The organism is Enterobacter sp. Cy-643, from assembly GCF_011752815.1.
Classification (GTDB): domain Bacteria; phylum Pseudomonadota; class Gammaproteobacteria; order Enterobacterales; family Enterobacteriaceae; genus Cedecea.
In genome coordinates this window covers 716,996-740,172 of sequence record NZ_VWWV01000001.1, presented here as the reverse complement: position 1 = coordinate 740,172, position 23,177 = coordinate 716,996, and the positions used below count along the sequence as shown (strand labels likewise).

General features: G+C 54.0%; 19 protein-coding genes and 2 tRNA genes. 6 read left to right on the top strand and 15 right to left on the bottom strand.

Translation table 11 applies throughout. The features are described 5' to 3' along the window. Positions 1-128 precede the first annotated feature (128 nt). From F3J29_RS03405 to F3J29_RS03375, 7 genes are all read right to left on the bottom strand, one after another. Positions 129-1,673 carry a methyl-accepting chemotaxis protein gene (locus F3J29_RS03405; RefSeq protein WP_166863023.1) on the bottom strand — a complete coding sequence of 515 codons (1,545 nt, stop codon included), beginning with the start codon at positions 1,671-1,673 and terminating at the stop codon, positions 129-131. Between the two features lie 385 nt (positions 1,674-2,058). Continuing rightward, a complete protein-coding gene (gene cbl, locus F3J29_RS03400) occupies positions 2,059-3,003 on the bottom strand; it encodes an HTH-type transcriptional regulator Cbl (protein WP_008458004.1) in 945 nt (314 codons plus the stop codon). A 106-nt stretch (positions 3,004-3,109) separates the two neighbouring features. Then, the gene (nac, locus tag F3J29_RS03395; RefSeq protein WP_166863021.1) at positions 3,110-4,027 is read right to left on the bottom strand and encodes a nitrogen assimilation transcriptional regulator NAC; all 918 of its coding nucleotides are present in this window, start codon (positions 4,025-4,027) and stop codon (positions 3,110-3,112) included. Between the two features lie 252 nt (positions 4,028-4,279). Next, a complete protein-coding gene (locus tag F3J29_RS03390) occupies positions 4,280-4,783 on the bottom strand; it encodes a protein disulfide oxidoreductase (protein ID WP_166863019.1) in 504 nt (167 codons plus the stop codon). Then, entirely contained in the window at positions 4,773-5,402 is a 630-nt protein-coding gene (locus F3J29_RS03385) for a DsbA family protein (protein WP_166863017.1), read from the bottom strand. The genes F3J29_RS03390 and F3J29_RS03385 overlap by 11 nt, the downstream gene beginning before the upstream one ends. Next, positions 5,399-7,285 (bottom strand): protein-disulfide reductase DsbD family protein, encoded by a 1,887-nt coding sequence (locus F3J29_RS03380; protein ID WP_166863015.1) that lies wholly within the window; start codon positions 7,283-7,285, stop codon positions 5,399-5,401. The genes F3J29_RS03385 and F3J29_RS03380 overlap by 4 nt, the downstream gene beginning before the upstream one ends. A 48-nt stretch (positions 7,286-7,333) precedes the next feature. Further along, positions 7,334-7,699 carry a copper resistance protein gene (locus tag F3J29_RS03375; RefSeq protein WP_166863013.1) on the bottom strand — a complete coding sequence of 122 codons (366 nt, stop codon included), beginning with the start codon at positions 7,697-7,699 and terminating at the stop codon, positions 7,334-7,336. A gap of 191 nt (positions 7,700-7,890) precedes the next feature. Here F3J29_RS03375 and F3J29_RS03370 point away from each other — a divergent pair. Both F3J29_RS03370 and F3J29_RS03365 read left to right on the top strand, forming a co-directional pair. After that, positions 7,891-7,966, top strand: a tRNA-Asn gene (locus tag F3J29_RS03370). Positions 7,967-8,524: 558 nt separating this feature from the next. After that, positions 8,525-9,160, top strand: coding sequence for an acyl-homoserine-lactone synthase (locus tag F3J29_RS03365; protein ID WP_166863011.1), 636 nt, complete (start codon positions 8,525-8,527; stop codon positions 9,158-9,160). Positions 9,161-9,169: 9 nt separating this feature from the next. Here the strand turns inward: F3J29_RS03365 and F3J29_RS03360 are convergent, their stop codons facing one another. From F3J29_RS03360 to F3J29_RS03345, 4 genes are all read right to left on the bottom strand, one after another. Beyond that, positions 9,170-9,931 (bottom strand): LuxR C-terminal-related transcriptional regulator, encoded by a 762-nt coding sequence (locus F3J29_RS03360; protein WP_353620531.1) that lies wholly within the window; start codon positions 9,929-9,931, stop codon positions 9,170-9,172. Positions 9,932-10,025: 94 nt separating this feature from the next. Further along, positions 10,026-10,679 carry an oxygen-insensitive NAD(P)H nitroreductase gene (nfsB, locus tag F3J29_RS03355; protein WP_166863008.1) on the bottom strand — a complete coding sequence of 218 codons (654 nt, stop codon included), beginning with the start codon at positions 10,677-10,679 and terminating at the stop codon, positions 10,026-10,028. A gap of 61 nt (positions 10,680-10,740) precedes the next feature. Then, entirely contained in the window at positions 10,741-11,046 is a 306-nt protein-coding gene (locus F3J29_RS03350) for a putative quinol monooxygenase (RefSeq protein WP_166863006.1), read from the bottom strand. Position 11,047: 1 nt separating this feature from the next. Next, positions 11,048-12,055, bottom strand: coding sequence for a zinc-binding alcohol dehydrogenase family protein (locus F3J29_RS03345; protein WP_166863004.1), 1,008 nt, complete (start codon positions 12,053-12,055; stop codon positions 11,048-11,050). A 111-nt stretch (positions 12,056-12,166) separates the two neighbouring features. Here F3J29_RS03345 and F3J29_RS03340 point away from each other — a divergent pair, with 111 nt between their 5' ends. After that, entirely contained in the window at positions 12,167-13,087 is a 921-nt protein-coding gene (locus F3J29_RS03340; RefSeq protein WP_166863002.1) for a LysR family transcriptional regulator, read from the top strand. Here the strand turns inward: F3J29_RS03340 and F3J29_RS03335 are convergent. Beyond that, positions 13,084-14,721 (bottom strand): methyl-accepting chemotaxis protein, encoded by a 1,638-nt coding sequence (locus tag F3J29_RS03335; RefSeq protein ID WP_166863000.1) that lies wholly within the window; start codon positions 14,719-14,721, stop codon positions 13,084-13,086. The genes F3J29_RS03340 and F3J29_RS03335 overlap by 4 nt on opposite strands. Positions 14,722-14,921: 200 nt before the next feature. On the opposite strand from F3J29_RS03335, the gene F3J29_RS03330 reads away from it, so the two are divergent. The 3 genes from F3J29_RS03330 (at position 14,922) to F3J29_RS03320 (ending at position 18,383) form a co-directional block, all read left to right on the top strand. Then, positions 14,922-16,376 carry an AMP nucleosidase gene (locus tag F3J29_RS03330; RefSeq protein ID WP_166862998.1) on the top strand — a complete coding sequence of 485 codons (1,455 nt, stop codon included), beginning with the start codon at positions 14,922-14,924 and terminating at the stop codon, positions 16,374-16,376. Between the two features lie 21 nt (positions 16,377-16,397). Next, positions 16,398-18,179 (top strand): aminopeptidase P family protein, encoded by a 1,782-nt coding sequence (locus tag F3J29_RS03325; RefSeq protein ID WP_166862996.1) that lies wholly within the window; start codon positions 16,398-16,400, stop codon positions 18,177-18,179. 128 nt (positions 18,180-18,307) lie between these two features. Further along, positions 18,308-18,383, top strand: a tRNA-Asn gene (locus F3J29_RS03320). An 88-nt stretch (positions 18,384-18,471) separates the two neighbouring features. Here the strand turns inward: F3J29_RS03320 and F3J29_RS03315 are convergent. Genes F3J29_RS03315 through F3J29_RS03305 form a run of 3 tightly spaced genes read right to left on the bottom strand, consistent with a single transcriptional unit; the run spans position 18,472 to position 22,908 of the window. Continuing rightward, on the bottom strand, positions 18,472-19,401 hold the full coding sequence (locus F3J29_RS03315; RefSeq protein WP_286175126.1) for an HNH endonuclease: 930 nt from the start codon (positions 19,399-19,401) through the stop codon (positions 18,472-18,474). Next, complete coding sequence (locus F3J29_RS03310) at positions 19,398-21,695, bottom strand: AAA family ATPase (protein ID WP_166862994.1); 2,298 nt, start codon at positions 21,693-21,695, stop codon at positions 19,398-19,400. The genes F3J29_RS03315 and F3J29_RS03310 overlap by 4 nt, the downstream gene beginning before the upstream one ends. Further along, positions 21,682-22,908 (bottom strand): T6SS phospholipase effector Tle1-like catalytic domain-containing protein, encoded by a 1,227-nt coding sequence (locus F3J29_RS03305; protein WP_166862992.1) that lies wholly within the window; start codon positions 22,906-22,908, stop codon positions 21,682-21,684. Before F3J29_RS03305 ends, F3J29_RS03310 begins: the two co-directional genes overlap by 14 nt. Positions 22,909-23,177: the final 269 nt, after the last annotated feature.

Genomic DNA, 23,177 nt, shown 5'->3' with positions numbered 1-23,177 from the left:
ATCAGCCGAAAATTAACGAGTTGATTTTCCGGTCTATTTTTCTGGCGACACATTGCAGAATTTTATCCGCATGAGGTTTGTCATCAGTCTCAAGCCAGCTAACGCTGGCTTTGAGAAGGAAAACTGAATTACTGCAGGCGGAACACCCGCACCAGGTCACGCAGCTGCTTCGCCTGGTCATTCAGAGAGGCCGCGGCGGCAACCGATTCTTCCACCAGCGCGGAGTTTTGCTGGGTGGTGGAATCAATCATGCCAATCGCGCTGTTGATCTGGGAAATGCCGTCGGTTTGCTCCTGACTGGCCTGTTTTATCTCCCCGAGGATGGTGTTCATTTCCTGCACGTTTTCAATCATACCGGCAATCTGGGCGTTCGCTTTTTCCACCAGCCCCATGCCCTCGCGAGTCTGAGTGGTTGAGTTCTCAATCAGGCTTCTGATCTCGCTCGCAGATGAAGCACTTTTTTGCGCCAGCTGGCGAACTTCCCCGGCAACGACGGCAAAACCACGGCCATGTTCACCGGCGCGAGCTGCTTCCACCGCCGCATTCAGCGCCAGAATGTTAGTCTGGAAGGCAATGGAGTCGATAAGGTTAATGATGTCCGACATACGATTCGAGGTTTCATTTATCACGCGCATTTTGCTGGTGACCTGAGACATCATCTGGCCGTTGTTTTTTACCACCGTTGCGGCTTCGGAAGAGAGCTTGGTTGCTTCGTTGGTGTGGTCAAAGGTGTTTTTCACCGTGGAGGTAATCTGCTCCATGGAGGCCGCCGTTTCCTCGACGGAGCTGGCCTGCTCTTCGGTGCGAGCCGCAAGATCCTGGTTCCCGGCGACAATTTGCGCGGCGGCAGAAGAGATAGTTTCCGATCCCTGCTGAACCTGATGGACAATCTCTTGCAGGCGGACTTTCATGCTCATCAGCGCCTGCAGCAGTTCGCCTGTTTCATCTTTATGGGTCACCGTGATGCTGCCCGTAAGATCGCCCTCGGCAATCGCCCCGGCAAACTCAACGGCACGAACCAGCGGCCGGGTAATGGACCGCACCACAAACAGGCCAATGAGGCTGCCCAGAGCGATACTCAACAGCGTCAACAGAACGGTGACCAGCCGGTTAGAGTGGTAATCTTTATCAACCTGCTGGCCAGCAGCGGACATTTTCTGATTCTGGATAACGATAAGCTCTTGCACCTTATCTTTATATTTTTCCTGAACCTGGATGGTGGTGGACATCATTTCCTGCAGCGCGGCGGCGCGATCGTTTTGTTGCACCGCCTGTAAAATACGAAAACGCGAGTCCAGATACTGTTTACGAATATCGGCCAGCTCCCGCAGCGCTTTTTGTGACGCAGCGTCGGTACTGGATTTGTTCAGGTCCGCCAGCAGCGCTGTAATATGCGCACTGATCTCCGCAAGGTGTTTTTCCGACTTCTGACGAAATACGCCGGCTTCATCCAGCAGCATCAGCTGCTGCGTATTCACGAACTCCTGGAAACTATCAATCAGATCGTTGGCTTTAACGGTCGTCGGGTAATCATCGTTAACAATGGTTTGAATGCCGGTATTTGCTCTGCTCAGGCTAAGTAAAGAAAGCCCTGAGCTGAAGACCATCAGCACAATAAAAATAGCAATAGTCAGCGTTAACTTGCTGCGAATTTTTACATCATGTAGTGACATTTTTTCTCCCTTGAGAAGCGTATTTTTATGAATGCGCAAAATCCTCTGCCGCCTAAACAACAGAGAATAAATAGCACAAAGGGATGGAAGCACCTCGTACAGGCTTATCGGATATATTCAAATTAACTTTATGAATTTGATCGGTTTTTTCTTATGGTCAGGCCAGATGGATAGCTGAAAGCTATTAATTGATTTGCGATTGATCGATGATTTGCGATAAGGAACGTTTTTTTATTCTATTTTTGCGGGAGCCAGACTTTGCCAAACACTATTTTTTTAAATACAGCAAGCGCGAGGTAAATATAAATTCACCGCGCGTCGGTTTATTTAATTATTTAATATTTCATTAACAAACCTGAATTACCCGGGTCAGGACGGGGGAATATCAGATTTGATAATCGATGGCGGGTTCTTCAGGCTCCAGCGCCAGGCGCTTAATTTCCTCAACCGACAGCTCCGGGTTGCACAGTTCAATAAATCGCCAGACATAGTTACGCTGCAGCTGTCCACGACGGATCCCGAGCCAGACTGTATTCGCGTCAAACAAGTGGCGAGTGTCCAGGCGCACCAGACTTCCCTCTTCCCCGCTGGCCTGATCGGCTACCAGCCCAATGCCCAGACCGAGCTCCACGTAGGTTTTTACCACGTCCGAATCCTGCGCGCTGAGTACCACGTCCGCGGTTAATCCCCGCCGGGCAAACGCTTCATCGATACGGGAGCGACCAGTAATGCCCTGCCGGTAGGTGATCAGCGGCCAGCGGCTGATATCGTCCAGCGTGAGCGGGCTAGTATGAATTAACGGGTGCCCCTGCGGAACCAGCAGGCTGTGATACCAGCGGAACCACGGGTAAGCCACCACCAGAGGATCGGTGCTCAGACGTTCGCTGGCGATGCCAATATCCGCCGCGCCGCTGTGCAGCAGGGATTCGATTTCCTGCGGTGTGCCCTGAATCAGCTCGAGGCGAACTTCAGGGAATAAGGCGCGGAAAGCTTTGATCACCACCGGTAGGCTGTAGCGAGCCTGAGTGTGGGTGGTGGCGATGGTTAGCACACCGCTGGTGTCATTGGTGAAAAGGTCAGCCAGGCGACGCACGTTGCTGGCTTCGTTAAGAATACGTTCGGCAATCACCAACAGGGCTTTGCCCGGTTCGGTCATACCTAATAACCGTTTGCCGCGGCGAATGAATATTTCAATCCCCAGCTCTTCTTCCAGCTCGCGAATATGGCGGCTGACGCCAGACTGAGAGGTGAAAAGCATATTGGCGACTTCGGTGAGATTGTAGTCCCGTCGCGCCGCCTCGCGGATTATTTTTAGCTGCTGGAAATTCACATCGCCCCCGGGATCGTGACTGTTCTTTACACCATTGTTAAAGTCACAGCCCCGGCGGGACAAATAATAAAAACCAGCAAACTATTCCATTTAGTAATAAGCGGCGTTAGCCCACCAGCATCAGTTCGCGATTTTCCAGCGCCGGACGGGTGACCAGTGACATAAGAATTTCTTTTACCGCCTGAGCCTGAGGCGAGAGCGGTAAACGCGCGGACAGGTTCAGCGACAGCGGTAAATTTAACGACGGGCTGGTAATACGTGCCATCCAGCCACCTGCAGAATCGGCAAGTGAACGCGCGGCGGATTCCGGCAGCACGGTCACGCCCATACCACTGGCAATGGCCGCAGTTAAAGTCGAAATAGACTCAATCTCACCGATAATTTTTGCCGTCAGGCGGCGCAGGGAGAAAGCCTCATCCACGCGCTTGCGAACCGCGCTGTAGTCGCGGGGCAGGAAAAGATTCATGGCGGCAACGTCCGACAAATCAACGCTGTTGCCCGGGCAGTCGCGGGTACCCACAAGGAACAAATCCTCTTTCAGCAGCGGCTGGCTGGTCAGCCCCGCCGTTGGCGTACGGTCATACAGCACGGCCATATCAAGCTGCCCGCTGAGCAGTTTGTCATTCAGCTGTGAACCGCTATTTTCATGCAGGTACACCTGCACATCCGGCAGTTCGGCACGTACGGCCTGCAGCAGCGGCATGGTAATGGAGGACGCCGCCATCCCCGGCGCAAGACCAATCGAGACAAGGCCCTGCATGTTCTGACCCACGTTATTCACCGCCAGCTGAGCCTGCTCACACTGGCGCAGAATCGTCCGGGCGTGAGCATATAAAATCTTTCCGGCTTCCGTGGGCGTGACGCCGCGTTTGGTGCGAATCAACAGTTGCTGATCCAACTCCCCTTCCAGAGTGGCAACCTGCTGGCTGAGCGCCGGCTGTGCGATGTGCAGTACTTCCGCTGCCTGGGTCAGGCTGCCAATATCAACAATTTTTACGAAGTACTTCAGTCGTCTTAAATTCATTTTGCCCCCTATTACGGAATGCCAGCGCCAGTAATGGCAGTGATGTCGTAAAAGGTTTTGCAATATGCTTGCCACATTTTTCGTTTACGGCGCAAACGAGATAACAGGCTGGATAATAAGAGAAACTGATAAAGCACCCACGAGGATTAACGAAACAGGAGATTTGCTTATGCCCCATAAGAGGTACAAATGCACCGTGATGGTGCATTTCAGCAGAAAAACTGCGTGCCGGTGATAAGCCGGCACGATGAATCACACGCCGGCCCACCACAGGCGAATTTTCATTCCCCAGTAGCTCGTCCAGCCGCTGGTGGTAGACACGACCTGGCCTTTATCGACGATGACAAACGTCGGCGTGACGCCAATTTGCCAGCTGCGGGAAATGGCTCCGTCGGCATCATTGACCACTGGGAACTGAACACCTTTCCGCGCCAGCCAGCGAGAAACCTCGCTTTCATTCCCTGAGCGAAGCGCAATGGTTATCACGTTCTGCCCTTCAGCCTGCAGCTTCGCCACGTCAGGCGTGGTGAAACGACAGACGGCACACCAGCTGGCCCAGAAATAGACCAGCAGCGGGCGTTCTGCGCTCAGCGCGCCGAGCGTGACATCCTGCCCGTCCAGAGTATGCAGCGGAGTGGCATCAAAGGCCGCTGGCGACTGAGGAGCACGCCACCAGTCCATCACCAGCATCACGCCCGCCAGCAAAACCAGCAGAATTACGCCTTCCCGCAGCCAGCGCCGCAGTTTACTTGCCATGGGCGGCCGCCAGTTTTTCTTTGACCACCTCTTCCAGCGTTTCCCACGGCACCGCCCCAGGGATCATTTCATCGCCAATGATGGTGGCTGGCGTGCCCTGCACGCCCACGATGCGCGCCAGTTGAAGGTTCGTGCTCAAGGTTTCCATGCTTTTTTCGTCCGGCGTCACCGGCGTTGCGCCACTTTTTTCAACGGCCGCCGCAATGCTCGCCGCATCGTGATAGCCCTTCTTCTGCATCAGTTTTTCATGCAGCGCCAGGAACTGGTCCGGATGCTGACGCCAGGTCGTCAGGACGGTACGCGCCGACAGCACGGAGCTCTCCCCTTTAAACGGCAGCGGCTTCACGATCACCGCCACATCCGGGTATTTCTGCACAATTTTTTCCAGCATCGGATCGAGCTGTTTACAGTACGGGCAATTGTAGTCTGTGAAATTGACCAGGGTTAGCGTCGGCTTTTTGGCGCCGAACCGCGGGCTGGCCGGATCGTTAAACAGCGCCTGTTCAATCAGCACTTCCAACTGCTTTTGTTGATCGGCGGAAAACGGCGCAGGGGCTTCTTTCGCCGCCAGCGCCAGGCCGGAGAACAGCGATAGGATTAAAATAAAAGCGTATTTCATGGTTTCGTTCCTTTGGCATTATCCAGGGTTGTCAGCACCGAATCGCGCGACAGCAGCGTCGGCAGCACTTTGCCTTCCGGCAGGCCTGGGCCATAAATTTGGTTAAATGGCACGGCAACCTGGCCGCGACTTCTCAAAAAATCAGTGATTTGCTGGGACGGCAGCGTCCAGTCACCGCGCAGGGCAACCACGTCGGGTGCCTGTAAAGCAGCCTGCACGTCCTCTTTGTTGAGCACGTTGTATTTGTTGGCTTTGCAGGTAATGCACCAGTCAGCGGTAACATCAATAAACACGCGCTTATGCTGCGCGAGTGCGTCCTGAATCGCCTGCTCGCTGAGCGGCTGCCAGGCAATATTTTCCCGTGCTGGTTTGCTACCCGAAATGCCGAAATGCACCAGCAGCAGGCTTGCCAGCCAAATCGCGGATCCCAGCATCAGCATGCCGAGCACGCGACGCAGCCAGGTCATCCACTTGCCTGGGCGAGGCAAACGCATCGCCAGGCCGGGGCGAAGCGCAATCAGCAGCCACGGCAAACTCATCCCCAGCCCTAAGGCCAGGAACAGCCCCCACAGCACGGGGTAAGAAGCAGTAAGCGCGACTGCCACTGCAGTACCGAGGAAAGGCGCGCTGCACGGCGTCGCCAGCAGCGTGGCAAACGCGCCCTGCCAGAAGTGTCCGGCCATGCCATTGCCGCCCTGGGTGGCGAGTCGAGTATTCATACTGGAAGAGAGCCTGAATTCAAACAGGCCAAACAGATTAGCGCTGAACACCAGCATCACCAGCGCCATAAAGCCGATAAACCACGGGTTCTGGAACTGGATGCCCCAGCCCAGCGCCTGATTGGTCAGCCGCAGGACGGTCATCAGCAAAGCCAGCACCATAAAGGAAGCGATTATCCCCGCGACCGAGGCTAAAAACTGGCGGCGCACCAGGCCCCGGTCTTTTTGCTGCACCAGCAGAATCGACCCGAGCTTCATGCCCAGCACCGGGAGTACGCACGGCATCAGGTTAAGGATAAGCCCCCCCACCAGCGCCATCAGCACCACCTGCCAAAGCGGGAAGGCATCGTTTCCTCCCGCTACTGCAGGCGCGGAACCAATGGTGAGCGTGTTTTGCTGAGCAATGCCGTTGTCGGCCAGCACCAGCGTGATCGATTTACCCCGCAACTCCGGCGCACCTTCTCCCCAACTGTCGCTCACCGGTACGGTGGCCTGCAGCGAGTCGCCGTCGATGCGGAACACTGGCTTGCCAAGGTCGGCTTCTTCCGGTGGATCGAGGTAAAGACCTGGATTCGTCCAGCCGCCGGCACGCACGGCATTAATGACCAGGCTTCCCGGATGGTAACCGGCTTTGAGCGAATCCGTTAGCCCACTTTCGACCGGCACCTGTCCCATCGCCTGAGCGAAGTCATGGGCAAACTGAGCATCTGCCGCAGAAGGCGTGATGTTAAAGGCATAATCGGTCAGCAGGCAGACGTTGCTGCAGGTAGAAAGCGTCAGTACGCCGCCGATAGTTTCCGGTACCTGGCCGTGAAACACCATCGGGATGGTGACCCGATCGTGATAGCCCTGAGTGGTGATCCCGGCGACGTCAAAACGCGCAGGCGTCGGCCAGAACCACTCTACTTTGGGCATATCCCCCTGCCAGGCAATAGCTGGCGCAACGCCGCCTTCCCCTGGGGATCGCCAGTAGGTCTTCCATCCTTTTTCGAGCTTCACGTCCAGTAAAAGACGCGTTTCATTGTTGCCCGAGGTATCCGCACGCAGCCTGACGCTGGCGTGATCGTTATCCGGCGATTGCAGCCAGCCTGACTCTGCCGCCCAGGACACGGGCAGCCAAAGCATGAGCAGGCACAGCAGCGCCTGCCTGAAGCGAATAAACATATTTTTTCTCCATAAATGATTAACTAACTGTGGGTCACAGCCGGTCTGTCATTCACGGAAAACGCAGAAGCGAAGATGCACCCTGAGGGTGGGGGGTGAAGTGGCTCTTGGGGGTGAGTAAGGCATTCTTGTGGCACGCACGGGCACCAGCAAGGAAAGCAGCAGGCAAAGTGCGAACAACGCCCCATCAAACAAGACTGGCGGCACGCTCAATAATGATTTGGCACTCAGTTCGCACGGCGTGACCGGGGAATCACCGTCGGCCTGCGGGTTATCAGCCTGGGCAGCAACGGCGCTGGCCACGGTTTCCATCTGCAACGCGTGCAGACCCACCATGCGCTGCGCGGTACAAACCAGTACCACAACACATGCCAGGCAAAGAAACCAAATCCCTATCCGCCGCTGTTTTACCATCAGATCCTCACTGTTTAACCCGGCTTATCTTAGCGGCTGGCGAAATATTGGCAATCTTTGCGCTGTAAAGTTATGTCTGAGCCTGTTTCCTGGCAATTTTTGCTTGTTTTATCGGCAAACGATACAAAAGACGCTTTGGAGTCTTTGACAAGCCCGTGCGGCCTCGCTACTATGCGCCCCGTTCACACGATTCCTCTGTAGTTCAGTCGGTAGAACGGCGGACTGTTAATCCGTATGTCACTGGTTCGAGTCCAGTCAGAGGAGCCATATTTAAGAAGCCCGCTTAAGGAAACTTAAGCGGGCTTTTTGCTTTTGATTTTTCACAAAGTTGCCCTCCCTTCACAAAATTCATTTTTCCTCTACATCGGCTGTTCACTTTTTTAATTAGTCGGCTACTATTCAGTTATGCCGTACGCTTTTCACGCAACCCTATCCCGCCGTGTTATAAAATATTTTCCCCACATGCAGGCCGTTATGTTAGTAAATTTTAGCGAAGAATTGCGGTATATTGCCGGGAACGGCATTGAACGAGTCGGTTTCTGGTGAGATATAAAAGAAAAGCCCCCGCAAATGCAGGGGCTTAATTTTCTTTATTTTTATTTTTTGTAATGTAAAATTACAAGTGCTTACAATCTTGTGCATCGGGAAATCGGTGTACTAGATAATAATCTGTGAACATTTCCCTTGGTGTTGCTCAGGTCTTTGACCGCCTGACCCGCTTGCGTGTTGGCGCGGCTGGTCAGGATTTTTTTAAGTTTAGAGAAGGCCTTAGGCAAAAAAAAGCTGTCTTTAAGTACAGGGGATCTCCACATACAGGGATACGCGATGTGTTCTGCAATTGAATTTTTTATAAGTAATCATAATGATTTACATCCCGGTCTCGCCCGGGAATTGTATGCATTACGCAAAAAAACATTTCACGAACGGCTCGAATGGAAAGTGGAATGTGAAGACAATCAGGAAAGAGATCAATTCGATAATGCAAATACAACTTATTTAATGGGCATGCTGGAGGGCAAATTATTTTGTGGCGCACGCTTTATTGATGCCAAACATCCGACCATGACAGATGAAATATTTCATCAGTATTTTAATAACATTAGCTTGCCAAAAGATATTCCCTGTTGCGAAATCACTCGCTTATTTTTAGATAAAAATCGTCGCGATGAGGGGAATTTACGCGCCCTGCCTGCCAGTAAGGCTTTATTTTTGGCGATGATTATGTACTGCATCAAAAATGGCTATCCGGGCATGCACGCGGTGACCAGTCGGGGGATGTACGCCATTTTCCGCCAGGCCAACTGGAAAGTTGACGTGCTGCAGAAGGGGCTATCAGAAAAGGACGAAGCGGTTTATTACATTTATATGCCTGCTAATCAACAGGTTATAGAAGATATTATTAATAAAGATAAAAACAGCGAATGGCTGCGTGAGACGCTCGCCCAGCTCAATAATCTGTAGTCTCTTTGGTCAGGCACCCAGATCTAACAGCCTGAGTTCGATGCTGAGTTTAACCGCGTGACGCGCATTGTTAACGCCAAGCTTTTTCATGGCATTGCCCATATGGAATTTCACCGTGCGCTCGGTAATGGACAAGATAGTCGCAATTTCGGCATAGGTTTTTCCGGCGTAGACCCACTGCAGAATTTGCTGCTCACGCGGCGACAGAAAAACATTTTTTTTCTGCCGAATATCGCTGTATAAATTCAGCATCTTTTGGTGCAGCTTGATAAAGAAAGCGATTACCGCCTCACGATTTTCGGTGAGGTTCACTTCTGAAGGCTGATGGCTGATCAGTGAAAGCACAACAAGGTTGTTCACATAGTCATGGAGCGGATAAGTGTGCCCCTGCACAATATTGTGCTGTGAACCTTCGTCAAAAATACGTTTCAGCGTATATCCGGAAGAAACCATCATCCCGCTGTCCCATGAAAAATCCTCCAGGCTGCTGAGAGACCGGACAATCACTGGGTCAATAAACTGATATTTATTTTCGAGATAAATGTTAAACCATTGCGGATTGTTATTAATAATGCGCATTTGGGAAGGGTCTTTCTTATTCATTACAGCATACGCGTAGGTCGTATGTTTGTAATTCAGAATAAATTCATCAAGTTCGTGCTGAATTAATGAATTTACTCTGCTGTCATTATAATACGTGTCCTTCACAACCATCGCCGTCCGTAGAATTAAGAGTGGAAAGTATAGATCATTTCCCTTCGCTTGCCACACCTCAATGCCACCGATTTGATGAATAAACGCAGGAATTGCCCAATACGCATTCCTGCGTCAGCCGGTAATAGTTAAATCAAGGTATTATCACGCCTTAGATTTCGGTCAGAATCTGGCTGAAATCCAGGCGCGACTTTGGCAGTCCAGCGTTAAAGTCCTCCACGCTGCGGTAGCCCAGCGCCACCATCACCACGCTGGTCAGGCCTTTCTCCCGCAGGCCAAACTCTGCGTCCAGTACGGCGGCGTCAAAGCCTTCAATCGGCACGGCATCAATGTTCAGGGTGGAAACGCCCAGCAGCAGCGTGCCAAGGTTGAGATAAACCTGCTTCTCCATCCAGTGCTGTGCATCTTTCAGGTCAAAACGGTGTTTATTGGCATAGAATGAACGGCCTTTATGCTGCCCTTCTTTGGCCTGTTCGGTAGCAAAGCGCCCATCTTCCTGCTCTTTTTGCAGCAACGTTTGCAGGTGCGCATCGTCATAAACCGTTTTGGCACAGAACACCACGACATGTGAAGCATTCAGCACTTTAGGCTCGTTTGCCGCGTAAGGCCCGGTGGTCGCTTTCGCAATGCGCGCCTTGCCTTCATCACTGCTTACCAGCAAGAAATGCCACGGCTGCGAGTTGGTGCTGGACGGGCTCAGGCGCAGTAGATTTTTAATTTTATCCACGTCCTCAGCGGCAATTTTTTTAGACGCATCAAAAGCTTTGGTGGCATAGCGCCGGGAGGCAGCATCAACAATGTTCATTATTTTTCCTGAATAAGTTTTTGTGTTTTGCAGCGGCCTGCCAGGCCGCTGCACGTAATAATTAAACGGCAACTTCGTCCAGCGGTACCAGTTTCAGCGGTTCCGCCAGCAGCCCGTCCATCTGTTTCACAAATGCCTGGAAATGAGGCAGTGAATTGTGCAGGTCGAGCGCCTGCTGGCCTCGCCATGATTCGCGTACGAAAAATGTATCCGGCTCTTGTTGAAGCTGAAACAGCGTGTAGTCGAGGCACCCAGGCTCAAGGCGGCTCGGCGCGCCCAGCGCTTTCAGCGCGGCTTTAAGGTTATCCTGCTGCCCGGCCTTCGCCTTCAGCATGGCAATTATCGTCAGGGTTTCTGTGGTTGCCATATCAGAATCCCTCCAGCACGATTTTGCCCACCGCGCGCCCGGTTTCCAGCAGCGCATGGGCGCGGCGAAGGTTATCCGCGTTAATTGTGCCATAGTGTTCGCCGAGCGTAGTGCTTAAAACACCCTGGTCGATAAGCGCGGCCACGCGCGTCAGCAGATTATGCTGCTCAATAATATCGCTGGTGACGAACATCGAGCGGGTAAACATAAACTCCCAGTGCAGCGAAATACTTTTGGCCTTCAGCGCACGCACGTCCAGCGCTGCCGGGTCATCAATCAGCGCAAACTTCCCCTGCGGGATGAGCGCCTCAATCAGCTGGGCATAATGTTGCTCGGTATTGGTCAGGCTGGCAACGTGCGTAACGTGTTTCACGCCAATACGCTGTAATTCTTCCGTCAGAGGCTGGCTGTGGTCGATAACGTGGTGGGCGCCGAGTTCGCTCACCCACTTTTGACTTTCCGGGCGAGACGCGGTGCCAATCACGGTGGCTTTTGTCAGCCTGCGGGCAAGCTGGGTCAGAATTGATCCCACGCCACCGGCCGCGCCCACAATCAGCAGCACGGCCTCTTCGCTGCCGTTTTCCTGAATACCCAGGCGGTCGAAAAGCATTTCCCACGCGGTGATTGCCGTCAGCGGTAATGCGGCAGCAGCGGCATTTTCCACGGACTTAGGTTTGAATGCCGCAATACGCTCATCTACCAGCTGAAATTCGCTGTTGCTGCCCGGGCGAGTCAGCGCCCCGGCGTACCACACGGCATCGCCGGGCTTAAACAGCGTGACGGCTTCACCCACTTCAACGACTGTACCCACGGCGTCCCAGCCCAGTACCCGAGGCGCGTCGCCGCTAAAGCCACTGCGAACTTTGGTATCAACGGGGTTCACGGAAATAGCGTTCACCGCCACCAGAATGTCGTGCCCCTGAGCAACGGGTTTCGGCAGCGTGATGTCCTGTAGCGCATCAATATTGTTGCCGTCTTTTGCGTCGCGGGTAATAGCAATAGCTTTCATAGCAGCTCCCATAAGGTAATAGGTTCATCAATTGAGTAAAATCATGGTACAAGGTGCGCTGCAGGTGAAAAACCGGCGTCAGGAAACAACACTTATACTCGGAGAGTGAAAATGCTCAGGCTGGAAGACCTTGCGCTGTTTGTCAGGGCGGCGGCGTTAAACAGTTTTAGCGATACCGCCAGGGAAGCCGGGCTGCAGCCGGCCCAGGTCAGCACCGCCATTAAGCGCCTGGAGCAGAACCTCAATATTCGCCTGTTCGCTCGCTCAACGCGCAGCCTGCGCCTGACCCCCGAAGGTGAATCCTGGCTGCCTTACGCCCAGCAGGTGCTGCAGACGCTGGATGCCGGGTATGAGCAGATCCAGCCTCCCAGCGACGAAGTACGCGGCACGTTACAAATCGCTGTGCCTTCGGATCTTGGGCGCAACCTCCTGCTGGATGTTTTTCAGCGATTTCGCAGTACTTACCCGGCGCTAAGCCTGAAGCTTCTGTTTTCCGATCGGATAACCGATGTGTTTAAAGATCCGGTGGATGTGGCCTTTCGCTACGGCAACAATGATGATGCGTCGTATATCTCCCTGCCGGTCGCACCAGAAAACCGGCGCGTGCTCGTTGCTTCTCCCGCCTATCTGGCACGCTTTGGCGAACCGCAAACCCTTGCCGACCTGGCCCAGCACAATGCGCTGACGTTTGTGCTTCGCGGGCGGGTGCACAATAGCTGGTCGTTCAATTTGCACGGCAAAATGCAGCAGGTGGCGGTGAAAGGTTCGATGATGAGCGATGATGCAGAAGTCATTCACCGGCTGGCGGTAAAAGGCGAAGGCATTACCTACAAATCCTGGCTGGATGTCAGCGAAGATGTGCAGGCAGGCCGCTTAAAGCTGCTGCTGCCGCAGTATGAAGGGGACAGTATTCCGCTGAATCTGATTTGCCCGCACCGTAAGCAGCTGTCAACCACGGTGCGGTTGCTGCACGAAGCGGTCAAGGCGCGCTGCGAAAACGCGATGCGCACCCTGCCCGCTATCGAAGCTTAAAACGTGACCCAGTCATCTCCTGCCGCGGTGGCAGTGGCGGCTTTTGCCTGAGGTTTGACCTTCGTTTCCACGCTGACCCGTTCTTCACGCCCGGACAGGCGGAAACGCGCCACCGCTTTTTGCAACATTTCAGTCTGGCCTTCAAGCGCCGCCGCCGCCGCCGAGATCTGCTCCACCAGCGCGGCGTTTTGCTGCGTCACGCTGTCCATTTCGCTGACCGCCACGCTCACCTGAGAAATGCCTTTACTCTGCTCATCCGTCGCCGAGGCAATTTGCTTCATAATTTGCGTCGTGTCAGAGACTGCCTTCAGCACCTCTTTCATAGTATTGCCCGCCTCGTTCACCAGCGCCGCACCGCTGTTCACCCGGTTTACCGAATCGGCAATCAGCGTTTCAATCTCTTTCGCCGCGCCCGCGCTGCGGCTGGCGAGGTTGCGCACTTCCCCCGCTACCACCGCAAAACCTCTGCCCTGTTCACCTGCGCGGGCGGCCTCAACGGCAGCGTTTAGTGCCAGAATGTTGGTCTGGAAGGCAATACTGTTGATGACGCTGGTGATTTCGCTGATTTTGCGGGAGCTGTCGGAGATCCCTTCCATTGTCACCACCACGTCACCCACCAGCTTGCCGCTGCGGCTGGCGGTTTGTGAGGCTTTCTCCGCAATGCTGCTGGCCTGGCGGGCATTCTCGGCGTTGAATTTGACCGTGGCCGTGAGCTGCTCCATGCTGGCGGCGGTTTCTTCCAGCGCGGCGGCCTGCTCTTCGGTGCGTGAAGAGAGATCGTTATTGCCGGACGAAATCTCCGCCGAACCACGATAAATGTTCTCCGTGCCGCTGCGAATCGCGCTCACCGCATCACGTAGGCTGCCCTGCATCTCGGCCAGCAGCGGGAACAGTTTGCCGACGCAGTTCCGCCCAAAGTCCTCCACCGGATGGCTGAGGTCGCCTTTCGCAATGACCGAGAAATGATCCCGAATGCGGTCCAGCGGTTTCACCAGCAGGTTCACCAGATAGCGATCGGTAAACAGCAGGATCAGCAGCCCAATCACGATAGCCACCAGCACGGTGACTTTCATCAGGCGAGTCAGCGAGTCCACGGCAACCCGCGTCCGGTCCAGCCGTTCTTCTGCCACGGCGGTAAACTTGCTGCTGCTGGCCCCAAAAGCGCGGCTGAGCGGCGGCGTGACCTGGGTCGCCTGCTGGCGATAATCCGCCGCGCTCCCCTGCCGGGCAAGCTGCATCTGCACCGCCACGCCGCTATCTAAAAGCTGCTGCCATTTTTCGATCACGTCGGCGGAAACGGCCGGATCCATTGGCCCAGGCGAAACGCTCTTCAGGCGCTCAAGCTCGCTTTTCATGTTATCCAGCGCTTCCTGCACGGGTTTAAAGTCGGCATTTTCCCCGGCCGCCTTCGCCTCCATCACGCGCGAAAGGCGGGTAATAAAGCGAAAATACTGGTCGTTACCTTTGCTGAGTATCGTCATCTGCGACACCAGCTGATGGTCAACGGCGTTGCCGTCCCCCAGCTTCGCCAGCGAATAAACGGTAAACACGCCCACGGCTGACCACAGCAGGCAAAACAGCCCCAGCACGGTGAGCAGCACCCGGCGTACGGTAAAATTCTTTAACATTCCCATGTCGTTCCCCTCATCGTTATTGTCGTTATCCCATCAAGCTCGGGTATCAATGGGGTTATCGGCAGTCTCTGCGCGGGTATTCATTTTTTTGCGATGAATTTTTTATGAGGCTCGCAACTCTTCCCGTCTTCCGCTTCCGTTCTGCGCCCGGCATGACATACTGAGACACTAACCCGGCGAGAACCGGTAAAGGAGAATCAATGAATAATAACGTTGTGTGCCAGGGGCTGACGCCTGCTGAAGCCCTGGACAAGCTGGAAGCACTGTACGAAAACTCGGTAACCGCCCTTCGCGATGCGATTGCCCTCTACACCCAACACGGTACGCTGCCGGACGTAGACGCGCGTTCCGACGGGCTGTTTGTCTACCCGGAACTGCGGGTGAGCTGGGACGGCGTTCCCCGTGGCCCCAAAAATACCCGCTCCTACGCCCGCTTTACCCACTCCGGCAGCTACACCACCACGGTGACTCGCCCCGCACTGTTTAAGAGCTACCTGCACGAACAATTGAGCCTGCTGTGCGAAGACTATGGCGTGCACATTGAGGTTGGCCCTTCTCAGCATGAGATCCCTTATCCTTATGTGATTGACGGCCTGAACCTCGACCGCACGATGAGCGCCGGGCTGACGCGCCATTTCCCGACCACCGAGCTGTCGCAAATTGGCGATGAAACCGCCGATGGCCTGTTCCATCCGACGGAAGCCTGGCCGCTGTCGCACTTTGACGCCCGCCGGGTTGATTTCTCGCTGGCTCGCCTGCGCCACTACACCGGCACGCCGGTGGAGCACTTCCAGCCTTTCGTACTGTTCACCAACTACACCCGCTACGTGGACGAGTTTGTCCGCTGGGGCTGCCAGCAAATCCTCGACCCGGACAGCCCGTATATCGCCCTGTCCTGCGCCGGAGGCACCTGGCTGACCGCCGAAACCGAAGCCCCGGAAGCAGCGATTTCCGATCTGGCGTGGAAGAAACATCAGATGCCGGCCTGGCATCTGATCGATAAAAACGGCAGCGGCATTACGCTGATTAACATCGGCGTAGGCCCGTCCAATGCCAAAACCATCTGCGACCACCTCGCGGTGCTGCGCCCGGATGCATGGCTGATGATTGGCCACTGCGGCGGCCTGCGTGAAAGCCAGCAGATTGGCGACTACGTACTGGCTCATGCCTACCTGCGTGACGATCACGTTCTGGACGCGGTGCTGCCGCCGGATATTCCTATTCCAAGCATCGCCGAGGTGCAGCGCGCCCTTTATGACGCCACCAAACAGGTAAGCGGGATGCCTGGCGAAGAAGTTAAACAGCGCCTGCGCACCGGCACGGTGGTCACTACCGATGACCGCAACTGGGAGCTTCGTTATTCGGCTTCTGCGCTGCGCTTCAACCTCAGCCGCGCGGTGGCTATCGATATGGAAAGTGCGACGATTGCCGCACAGGGTTATCGCTTCCGGGTGCCTTACGGCACGCTGCTGTGCGTTTCAGACAAACCCTTGCACGGCGAAATCAAGCTGCCGGGCCAGGCCAACCGTTTCTATGAAGGGGCGATTTCCGAGCACCTGCAGATTGGCATTCGGGCCATTGATTTGCTGCGTGCCGAAGGTGAAAAGCTGCACTCGCGCAAGCTGCGTACCTTCAATGAACCGCCGTTCCGTTAACAAAAATAATAAGGAATCTGGATGCCACACACTTCATCACTCGGCGCCCTGCGGGCGCTGCTCCGGGAGCGCGAGCTGGATGGGATCATCGTGCCGCGCGCCGATGCCCATCAGAGCGAATACTGTGCACCTCATGACAATAAGCTCGAGTTTATCAGCGGCTTTACCGGTTCCGCCGGGCTGGCGTTAGTGCTTGCCGATCGCGCCCTGCTGTTTGTGGACGGACGCTACCAGGTTCAGGCTCGCCATCAGGTGAATCTGGCAGAGTTCGAGATTCATCATCTGCACGACGAGCCGCTTCACCTTTGGCTTCGGGACAACCTTCCCGCGGGCAAACGTATCGCCTTCGAACCGCTGCTGATGGTCAACAGTCAGTTCGAAAACCTGCGTACCAGCGGCTGCGATCTGGTGGCAGTGGATGACGATCCGCTTGATGCTATCTGGCCCGATCGCCCGGCAGCACCCTGCGGGGAAATTATCGCCATGCCGGACGAAATCAGCGGCGAAAGCTCCGCCTCAAAGCGTGAGCGGATCGCCCAGGCGCTGAGCTCCGCCGGAGCCGATTATCTGGCGCTGACGCAGCCGGACAATATCGCCTGGCTGCTGAACGTACGTGGCTCGGACATTCCGATGAGCCCGGTGCCGCACTCCTTCGCACTGTTGAGCGCCAGGGGTGACATTGAATGGTTTGTAGCGGAAGAAAAACTGCGGAACCTGGACAAAGCCTGGCTCAACGGCATCACTATCCGCCCAATGAGTGATTTCCTTTCCCGCTGCCAGCAGCTAGCGACCGGGAAACATATCCTCATCGACGCGGACTCGGCGCCAGTTGCGGTCCGCTTTGCGGTAGAGCAAGGCGGGGGCAGCGTACTGTGGGCGCCGGATCCCGTCACGCTTATCAAAGCCAATAAGAACGAGACCGAGCTGGCAGGCTACCGCGACAGCCATATCGAAGACGGCGTAGCCTGGGTGAATTTCCTTGCCTGGCTGACCCGAGAAGTACCGCGCCGCGAAGCCGCAGGCAACCCGATTACCGAGCTGGAAGCCCAGGAGAAACAGCTAAGCTTCCGCCAGCAGGGTTCCACCTTTACCGAGCAAAGCTTTAGCACCATTTCTGCAGCAGGCAGCAACGCCGCGATGTGCCACTACCACTCTTCACCGGACACGAATTTCGCCCTCACCCACGCGCAGTTCTACCTCAATGATTCCGGCGGGCAGTATATCAACGGCACGACGGACGCCACCCGCACGCTCAGCTTTGGCGAGCTGGACTCAACCCGACGCCTGCACTACACCGCGGTACTCAAAGGCTTCCTGGCGCTGATCTCGCTGCAGTTCCCGCAGGGGACTCAGGGCCACCAGCTCGATGCCTTTGCCCGCGCTCCGCTCTGGGAGCTGGGACTGGACTACGACCACGGCACCGGGCACGGCGTTGGCCACCGGCTGATGATCCACGAAAACCCGCACCGCATGGCGAAAAAGGTGAACCCGTGGCCGATGCTGCCGGGCAACATCCTCACCATCGAACCGGGTTATTACCAGGCGGACAGCCACGGGATCCGCATCGAAAACCAAGTCGAGGTCGTTGCCTCCCGGCCTGGCTTCTGCAAATTCTCATCGCTGACGCTGATCCCTATCGATCTGTCAGCCGTCGACGTGGATTTGCTCAGCCCGCAGGACATCGCCTGGCTGGACGATTACCACCGGCAGGTGCGGCAAACGTTATCCCCACGGGTGAATGAAGAAACTCGCCAGTGGCTTGAAGCCGCCACGCAGCCCGTTAGCCCGCTGTGCAAGCAGTAACCATTTAAGGCCGCGTTTGCGGCCTTCTTCATTGATTTGCTGGATTAATCGGCAGTTGAACGCATTTCACCAAAACAGCCTTTGACAACCCGGACTCACGCCGTTAGTATTCGCCCCGTTCACACGATTCCTCTGTAGTTCAGTCGGTAGAACGGCGGACTGTTAATCCGTATGTCACTGGTTCGAGTCCAGTCAGAGGAGCCATATTTAAGAAGCTTGCTTAGGAAACTAAGCGGGCTTTTTGCTTTTTTATTATCCGCAGAATGCTATCCCGACTGCACGGTCTGACATGTTATTCGCGCCCAGCTATCTTCGCTTTAAACTCGCTCACCCAAGTTTTGGCCATGACCGAATAGGGTTGATCCGCTGCGGTCATTTGCTTCATCTCCTCGCCCGTCCATGTCATAAGCAGTTCCAGTTTGCGAGTAATGCTTTCCTTAATTTCATCAGAAATCGGAGTAGCTTCAATCTCCTCGACAAGCTCCCCGAGAGAAATCAGCATTTCACCTAAAAAGACCAGCCTACGCAGATAACGCGTCCTGTCCTGCACAAGGCCAAGACGATTAAGACCGTAGATATGAATTGAGGCGGCACCACGTTCGATTGAACCCTCTCCTACAGGGATAGCCAGACTCACCGGTGGATTACCTACGCTGACAAAGCGTATATGTTCGTCGGGGTTATCAAAATAAGGATTGAGCAATAATGGCAACTCAGTCGCATAGTTTTTATTTTCTGGCAAAAGTCTCGCCCCGCCGGAGACAACGGGAAAACTGTCCTTCTTACCTGACGAATGACGTGATTGCCTCTGGCGGGCAAGGAGTACGCTCAGCTCTGTCGACCCATCAACAAGCTGCTGTTTGCGCTTGCGGTTACAGTCAATGCAGCTTGGCAGAAGATTATCCCAGTCCATTGCCAGCCACCAGTACCCCGGATGAGTGGCATCTTCGCTAACGGCACTTTTGGGGCGATAATGCTCAATATCTACCGGTGCCGAGGCAGAAAAGAAACTCTCACAATAGGCGCATTTATAATGAAAGAGCGCGTTGAGCCGCCATTTCACCTCGTCGGCTTTATAGGTGACAAAGTCAAAGCTCTCTTTTTTTCCTGGCTTCTTATAATGAGCCCTCGAACGTTCCAGCTCTGTGGTCCCGTCTCTACTCTTAGCGTCCAGGGCTGCGGGGGCTAACATCTGTTCTCGCGTGCGAATGACCTTTCTCATTGCAGCACCTGCTTCAAAATATCAACAATCTTGTCTCTTGTGCTCTCCCGCAGCTGCGGAGTATCACGATGTCGCTCCTGCAAATACTTCGCCACAGCTTCCTGCACCAGACGATGTGCTTCCGATGTCCCCACGGGCATGGCAGAAGCAATATCTGCCTCAAATGCGCTAAGCGCTTGCTTCTCTACGTCATTCAGTGGGGTGCCTTGCTGTGCCTTTGCCAGCAGATCTGCTACATGAGCCATCTGCTGGTTTATTTTCGGTTCAACGGTGGAATAGAGCTGGAAAAAATCGGCCGTAAGAAGCTGATCGACACGCAGAGTATCGATATCGGGTAAATCCGTTAACATCTGAACTGTCGTAGGTAATTGATTATCCTGAGGTGAAAAATCATTCACTCTTTTTTGCAGGACAACCACTTCACCCTTACTCATACCCCGCAGGCAAAGCGGATCGTGCGTCGTGGCAATAAAAGTCATGTTTGGCAGCGCCCGGCGCAACCCCTTCATTATTTGCATTTTCCAGCGGGGATGAAGATGCGCCTCAACTTCGTCAATCAACACCACGCCCGTCGCGCTATCAAGCGCTTTGAAGTTGGGGTTATATTCTGAATTCATCAACCCGGCCATAATGTCGCAAACCATCGCCAGTACGGAACGAAATCCCGATGAAACAATATTCAGCGGAGTGCGGATTTTAACTGGCTTACCGACATGTTGGGCCATCAGGGTAACGATATAGCAGACCTCCGCATCGCGTTCTACCACGTCAAAATCACCTTCTATTGCCAGCACATCTCGTAACGCACGGATCACTATATCGAAGGTCTTTTTTTCAAGCCCGAGCAGCCAGGTCTGCGGGTTGCCAAGCAGGTTACCATCAAAAAGATTTCTCACCGGGTGATCGACGGTATAGCGTCGCCGCTTATGCTGATAATGCCGAAAAGCGCCATAGGCAAAGACTGGCCCAACACTGAAGCCAGGCTCCGATAAAATCTCATAGCTGCCCTTTTTGAGCGTCATGTTGAGGAGCTGCTGCTCTGAACTACGAATACTCACATGAGCAATATCAGAATCTTGCCCCGGCCCTCCTCCCATGAACTGCGGATTCAGCACATAGCTACGCCAGTAAAGAGAGAGTTTTTTTCTTGCCACTTCTGTCGTCAACGCCAACGCAATCCCCTCAAGGATTGAGCTTTTCCCGGTGGCGTTTTCGCCAAGAATCAGCACTGCAGACGCCATCGGCGAACCATCGTCGTCTGTCGCAGCGGGCGGGATAGCTAGCGTTATTTTTTGTAGCGATTTGAAATTTTCAAAAGCGACCTCGTTTATGCGTGCATGTTTTGCCTCATGGATATCCTCCTCACTGAATTCGCCATACGGCAAGGGCTCTTCACGCTGGCTCTCCCTTACCGCGTCATTAAACCATTCCAGCCCTCGCGACTCTTTAAGCAGCGGTAAAAACAGGCGGCTAATTCTGGTGGGGGAAAGGATCGGTTTTGGCCCTTTGCGCGTACCAATTTTTTCCGCCAGCCGCCGCAATAACAAATACCAGCTGCCGCCAAATTCAAGCGCTGAAAAATTGAAGAGCTCTTTAAGCCCAGTGGACGACGAAGTCTTAATTGCGTGGGTAATACCTTCAAGATACTGGTTAAAACAAATTTCCCTCTGTTTAATCAGCTTCCTTCGATTAAGGCCAAAAGTGTAGATAGTTTCATTTCCGGCTTCAGAGAGGGCAATGAGTCTGCCTCCCGTTTCCACCGAAAAATGCGTGTAAAAGTTCTGCCGTTTACAGGGATCTAATACCAGCGCTTTCTCTTCAGGCGGCCAGTTCGGCCAGAGGCCCGTGCCGTTTTTCAGATATTGCAGATACTTCTCGTGGGAAGGGATCGGCACTCTCGCCCCCTGCACCGGGAAATAGTTACGTCCATGCACGTTACACTCGGCACAAGTCAGATAGATATTCTGCCACGCGTTTGCCAGCCAGGAATAATAAATATGACTATCTACCAGCTCGTCGTCGGAATCAACGCCGTTCACAGGGCGGAAATAGTGTATTTGTGGCCTTGATGCTCGGGATTCACAAAACGCACAGCGTCCATGAAAAAGTGTGAACAGTGCAGGCAGCATACTGGCATAACGGTCAGACGGAGCACCGCTTTGTGGGACGCGAGTTTGTGCTCGTCTATCGGGATCAAGCTGCAAAAATCGCCACAGCGCCTCCCCGTTACTAAAAAGCTTATCGCCCCGCAATGCCTCAGGGGGAGGAACTAGCTTTCTGTCAATGAATTGCATCGGTGCTCTCCTCGCACTGCGGATCTGATCCATCTTCATCGGTAAATCGATAAGAATCTTTAAGGTTTATCGGGCGGTAATCTGGATCCTTCTCCATCCTATCCCGAACCGAAGCATGTATCAGCGAATCCGGCGGAATGACGCGAGGTTCGCCCAGCGGTAGGTAATACCCCAGAAAAGTGGGGCCGGAAGTGTCCCATTCTCGCCAGCGTTTATTTTTAGGAATGTATTCGAGGATCCACCACAGTCCCTTTAGGGAACGATGGAGCATCCCGGTAGCATTAGGGGGAACAAAAACTTCATGGCCCCGAGGCAGTTCTCCACCATGACTGATGACCTCACAGAGCTTTTCGTCATAGATCAGTCCGGCCTTTTTCGCCTCTTCGAGCATCCAGATGAGCGGATATTTGGAAAGCCCGCTTTCGCTTTCAGGATATCCGCCGCCGACATCAGCATGAACACCAGCGAACCAGACCTGCAGAATATCTTGAGCAATTTCCCTCCTACTCGAGAAAGGATGAGGCCGGTATGATTGCGGATCTATCCAGCGGTTGAGGCGGAACATACGACGCCGCTCATCGATGGAAATGGCCTGTCGGAAACACTTCACCGCCGGATTTGTTCGTGTGAAGCGAAGCGTTTGTATTCCCGGCAGCAGGCGATCGCGGCGAGGAACTATCACGGAAGAGACCGTATCCCATACGCCGATAAATTCGATTCTGGCGAGTTGGCCCCCCGCAATACGACCAAAAAGCCAGGCATCCTGCAGGTCATTACCAGGCTTCTGAGCCGCATGGTCGTCGCTGGCTTTTTTGTAGGCCGTCAGGCCGTATTCGGCCAGGTTACGCTGTTCTGGCGGAATAATACCGATAGTATTCACTAACGCGGCCAAAACTCTCACCGTATAAGCACCGCGACTGAATCCAAACAAATATATTTTGTCCCCTTTGTGCCAGTTCTGGCACAAAAAATCGTAGGCCTTGAGTACGTCGTTATCCAGACCGTACCCGGCCCCCAGGCCCAGCAGCATCCGACACTGCTGTTTAAACCGTTGCCAGGGATTATCCAGCCCAACCGTGCCCACGCCCGGCGTATAGAAAACCTGTTGCTCTGTATTTTTGTCCAGAATACGAAAAAACTTAAGAACGTTAGACATTGTCCGGTTTAATTCATTGCCGGTTCCATCGCAGCAAATAACAATTCGTTTGACCATTTTTATCTCCCCTCACACGATCTGAAAAAAGTAGCACGTAAAACAGAGAGGTACGTTACACCGCACACAGAATTGAAATAAATAATTTATTATCTCTCTGACCGATAAATTAATTTATTGGTGTTTTCAGTGTTGACCTTCGCCATAGCAAAGAAGTAAGCAATGCTAATTTTTCGCTGATAGAAACAGCAACGTGATGTTATTTATTGCAGGGAAATAATTAAGACAGCAATTATTTATCCGTCCGTACCGGCCCACTCTCTTTGCCG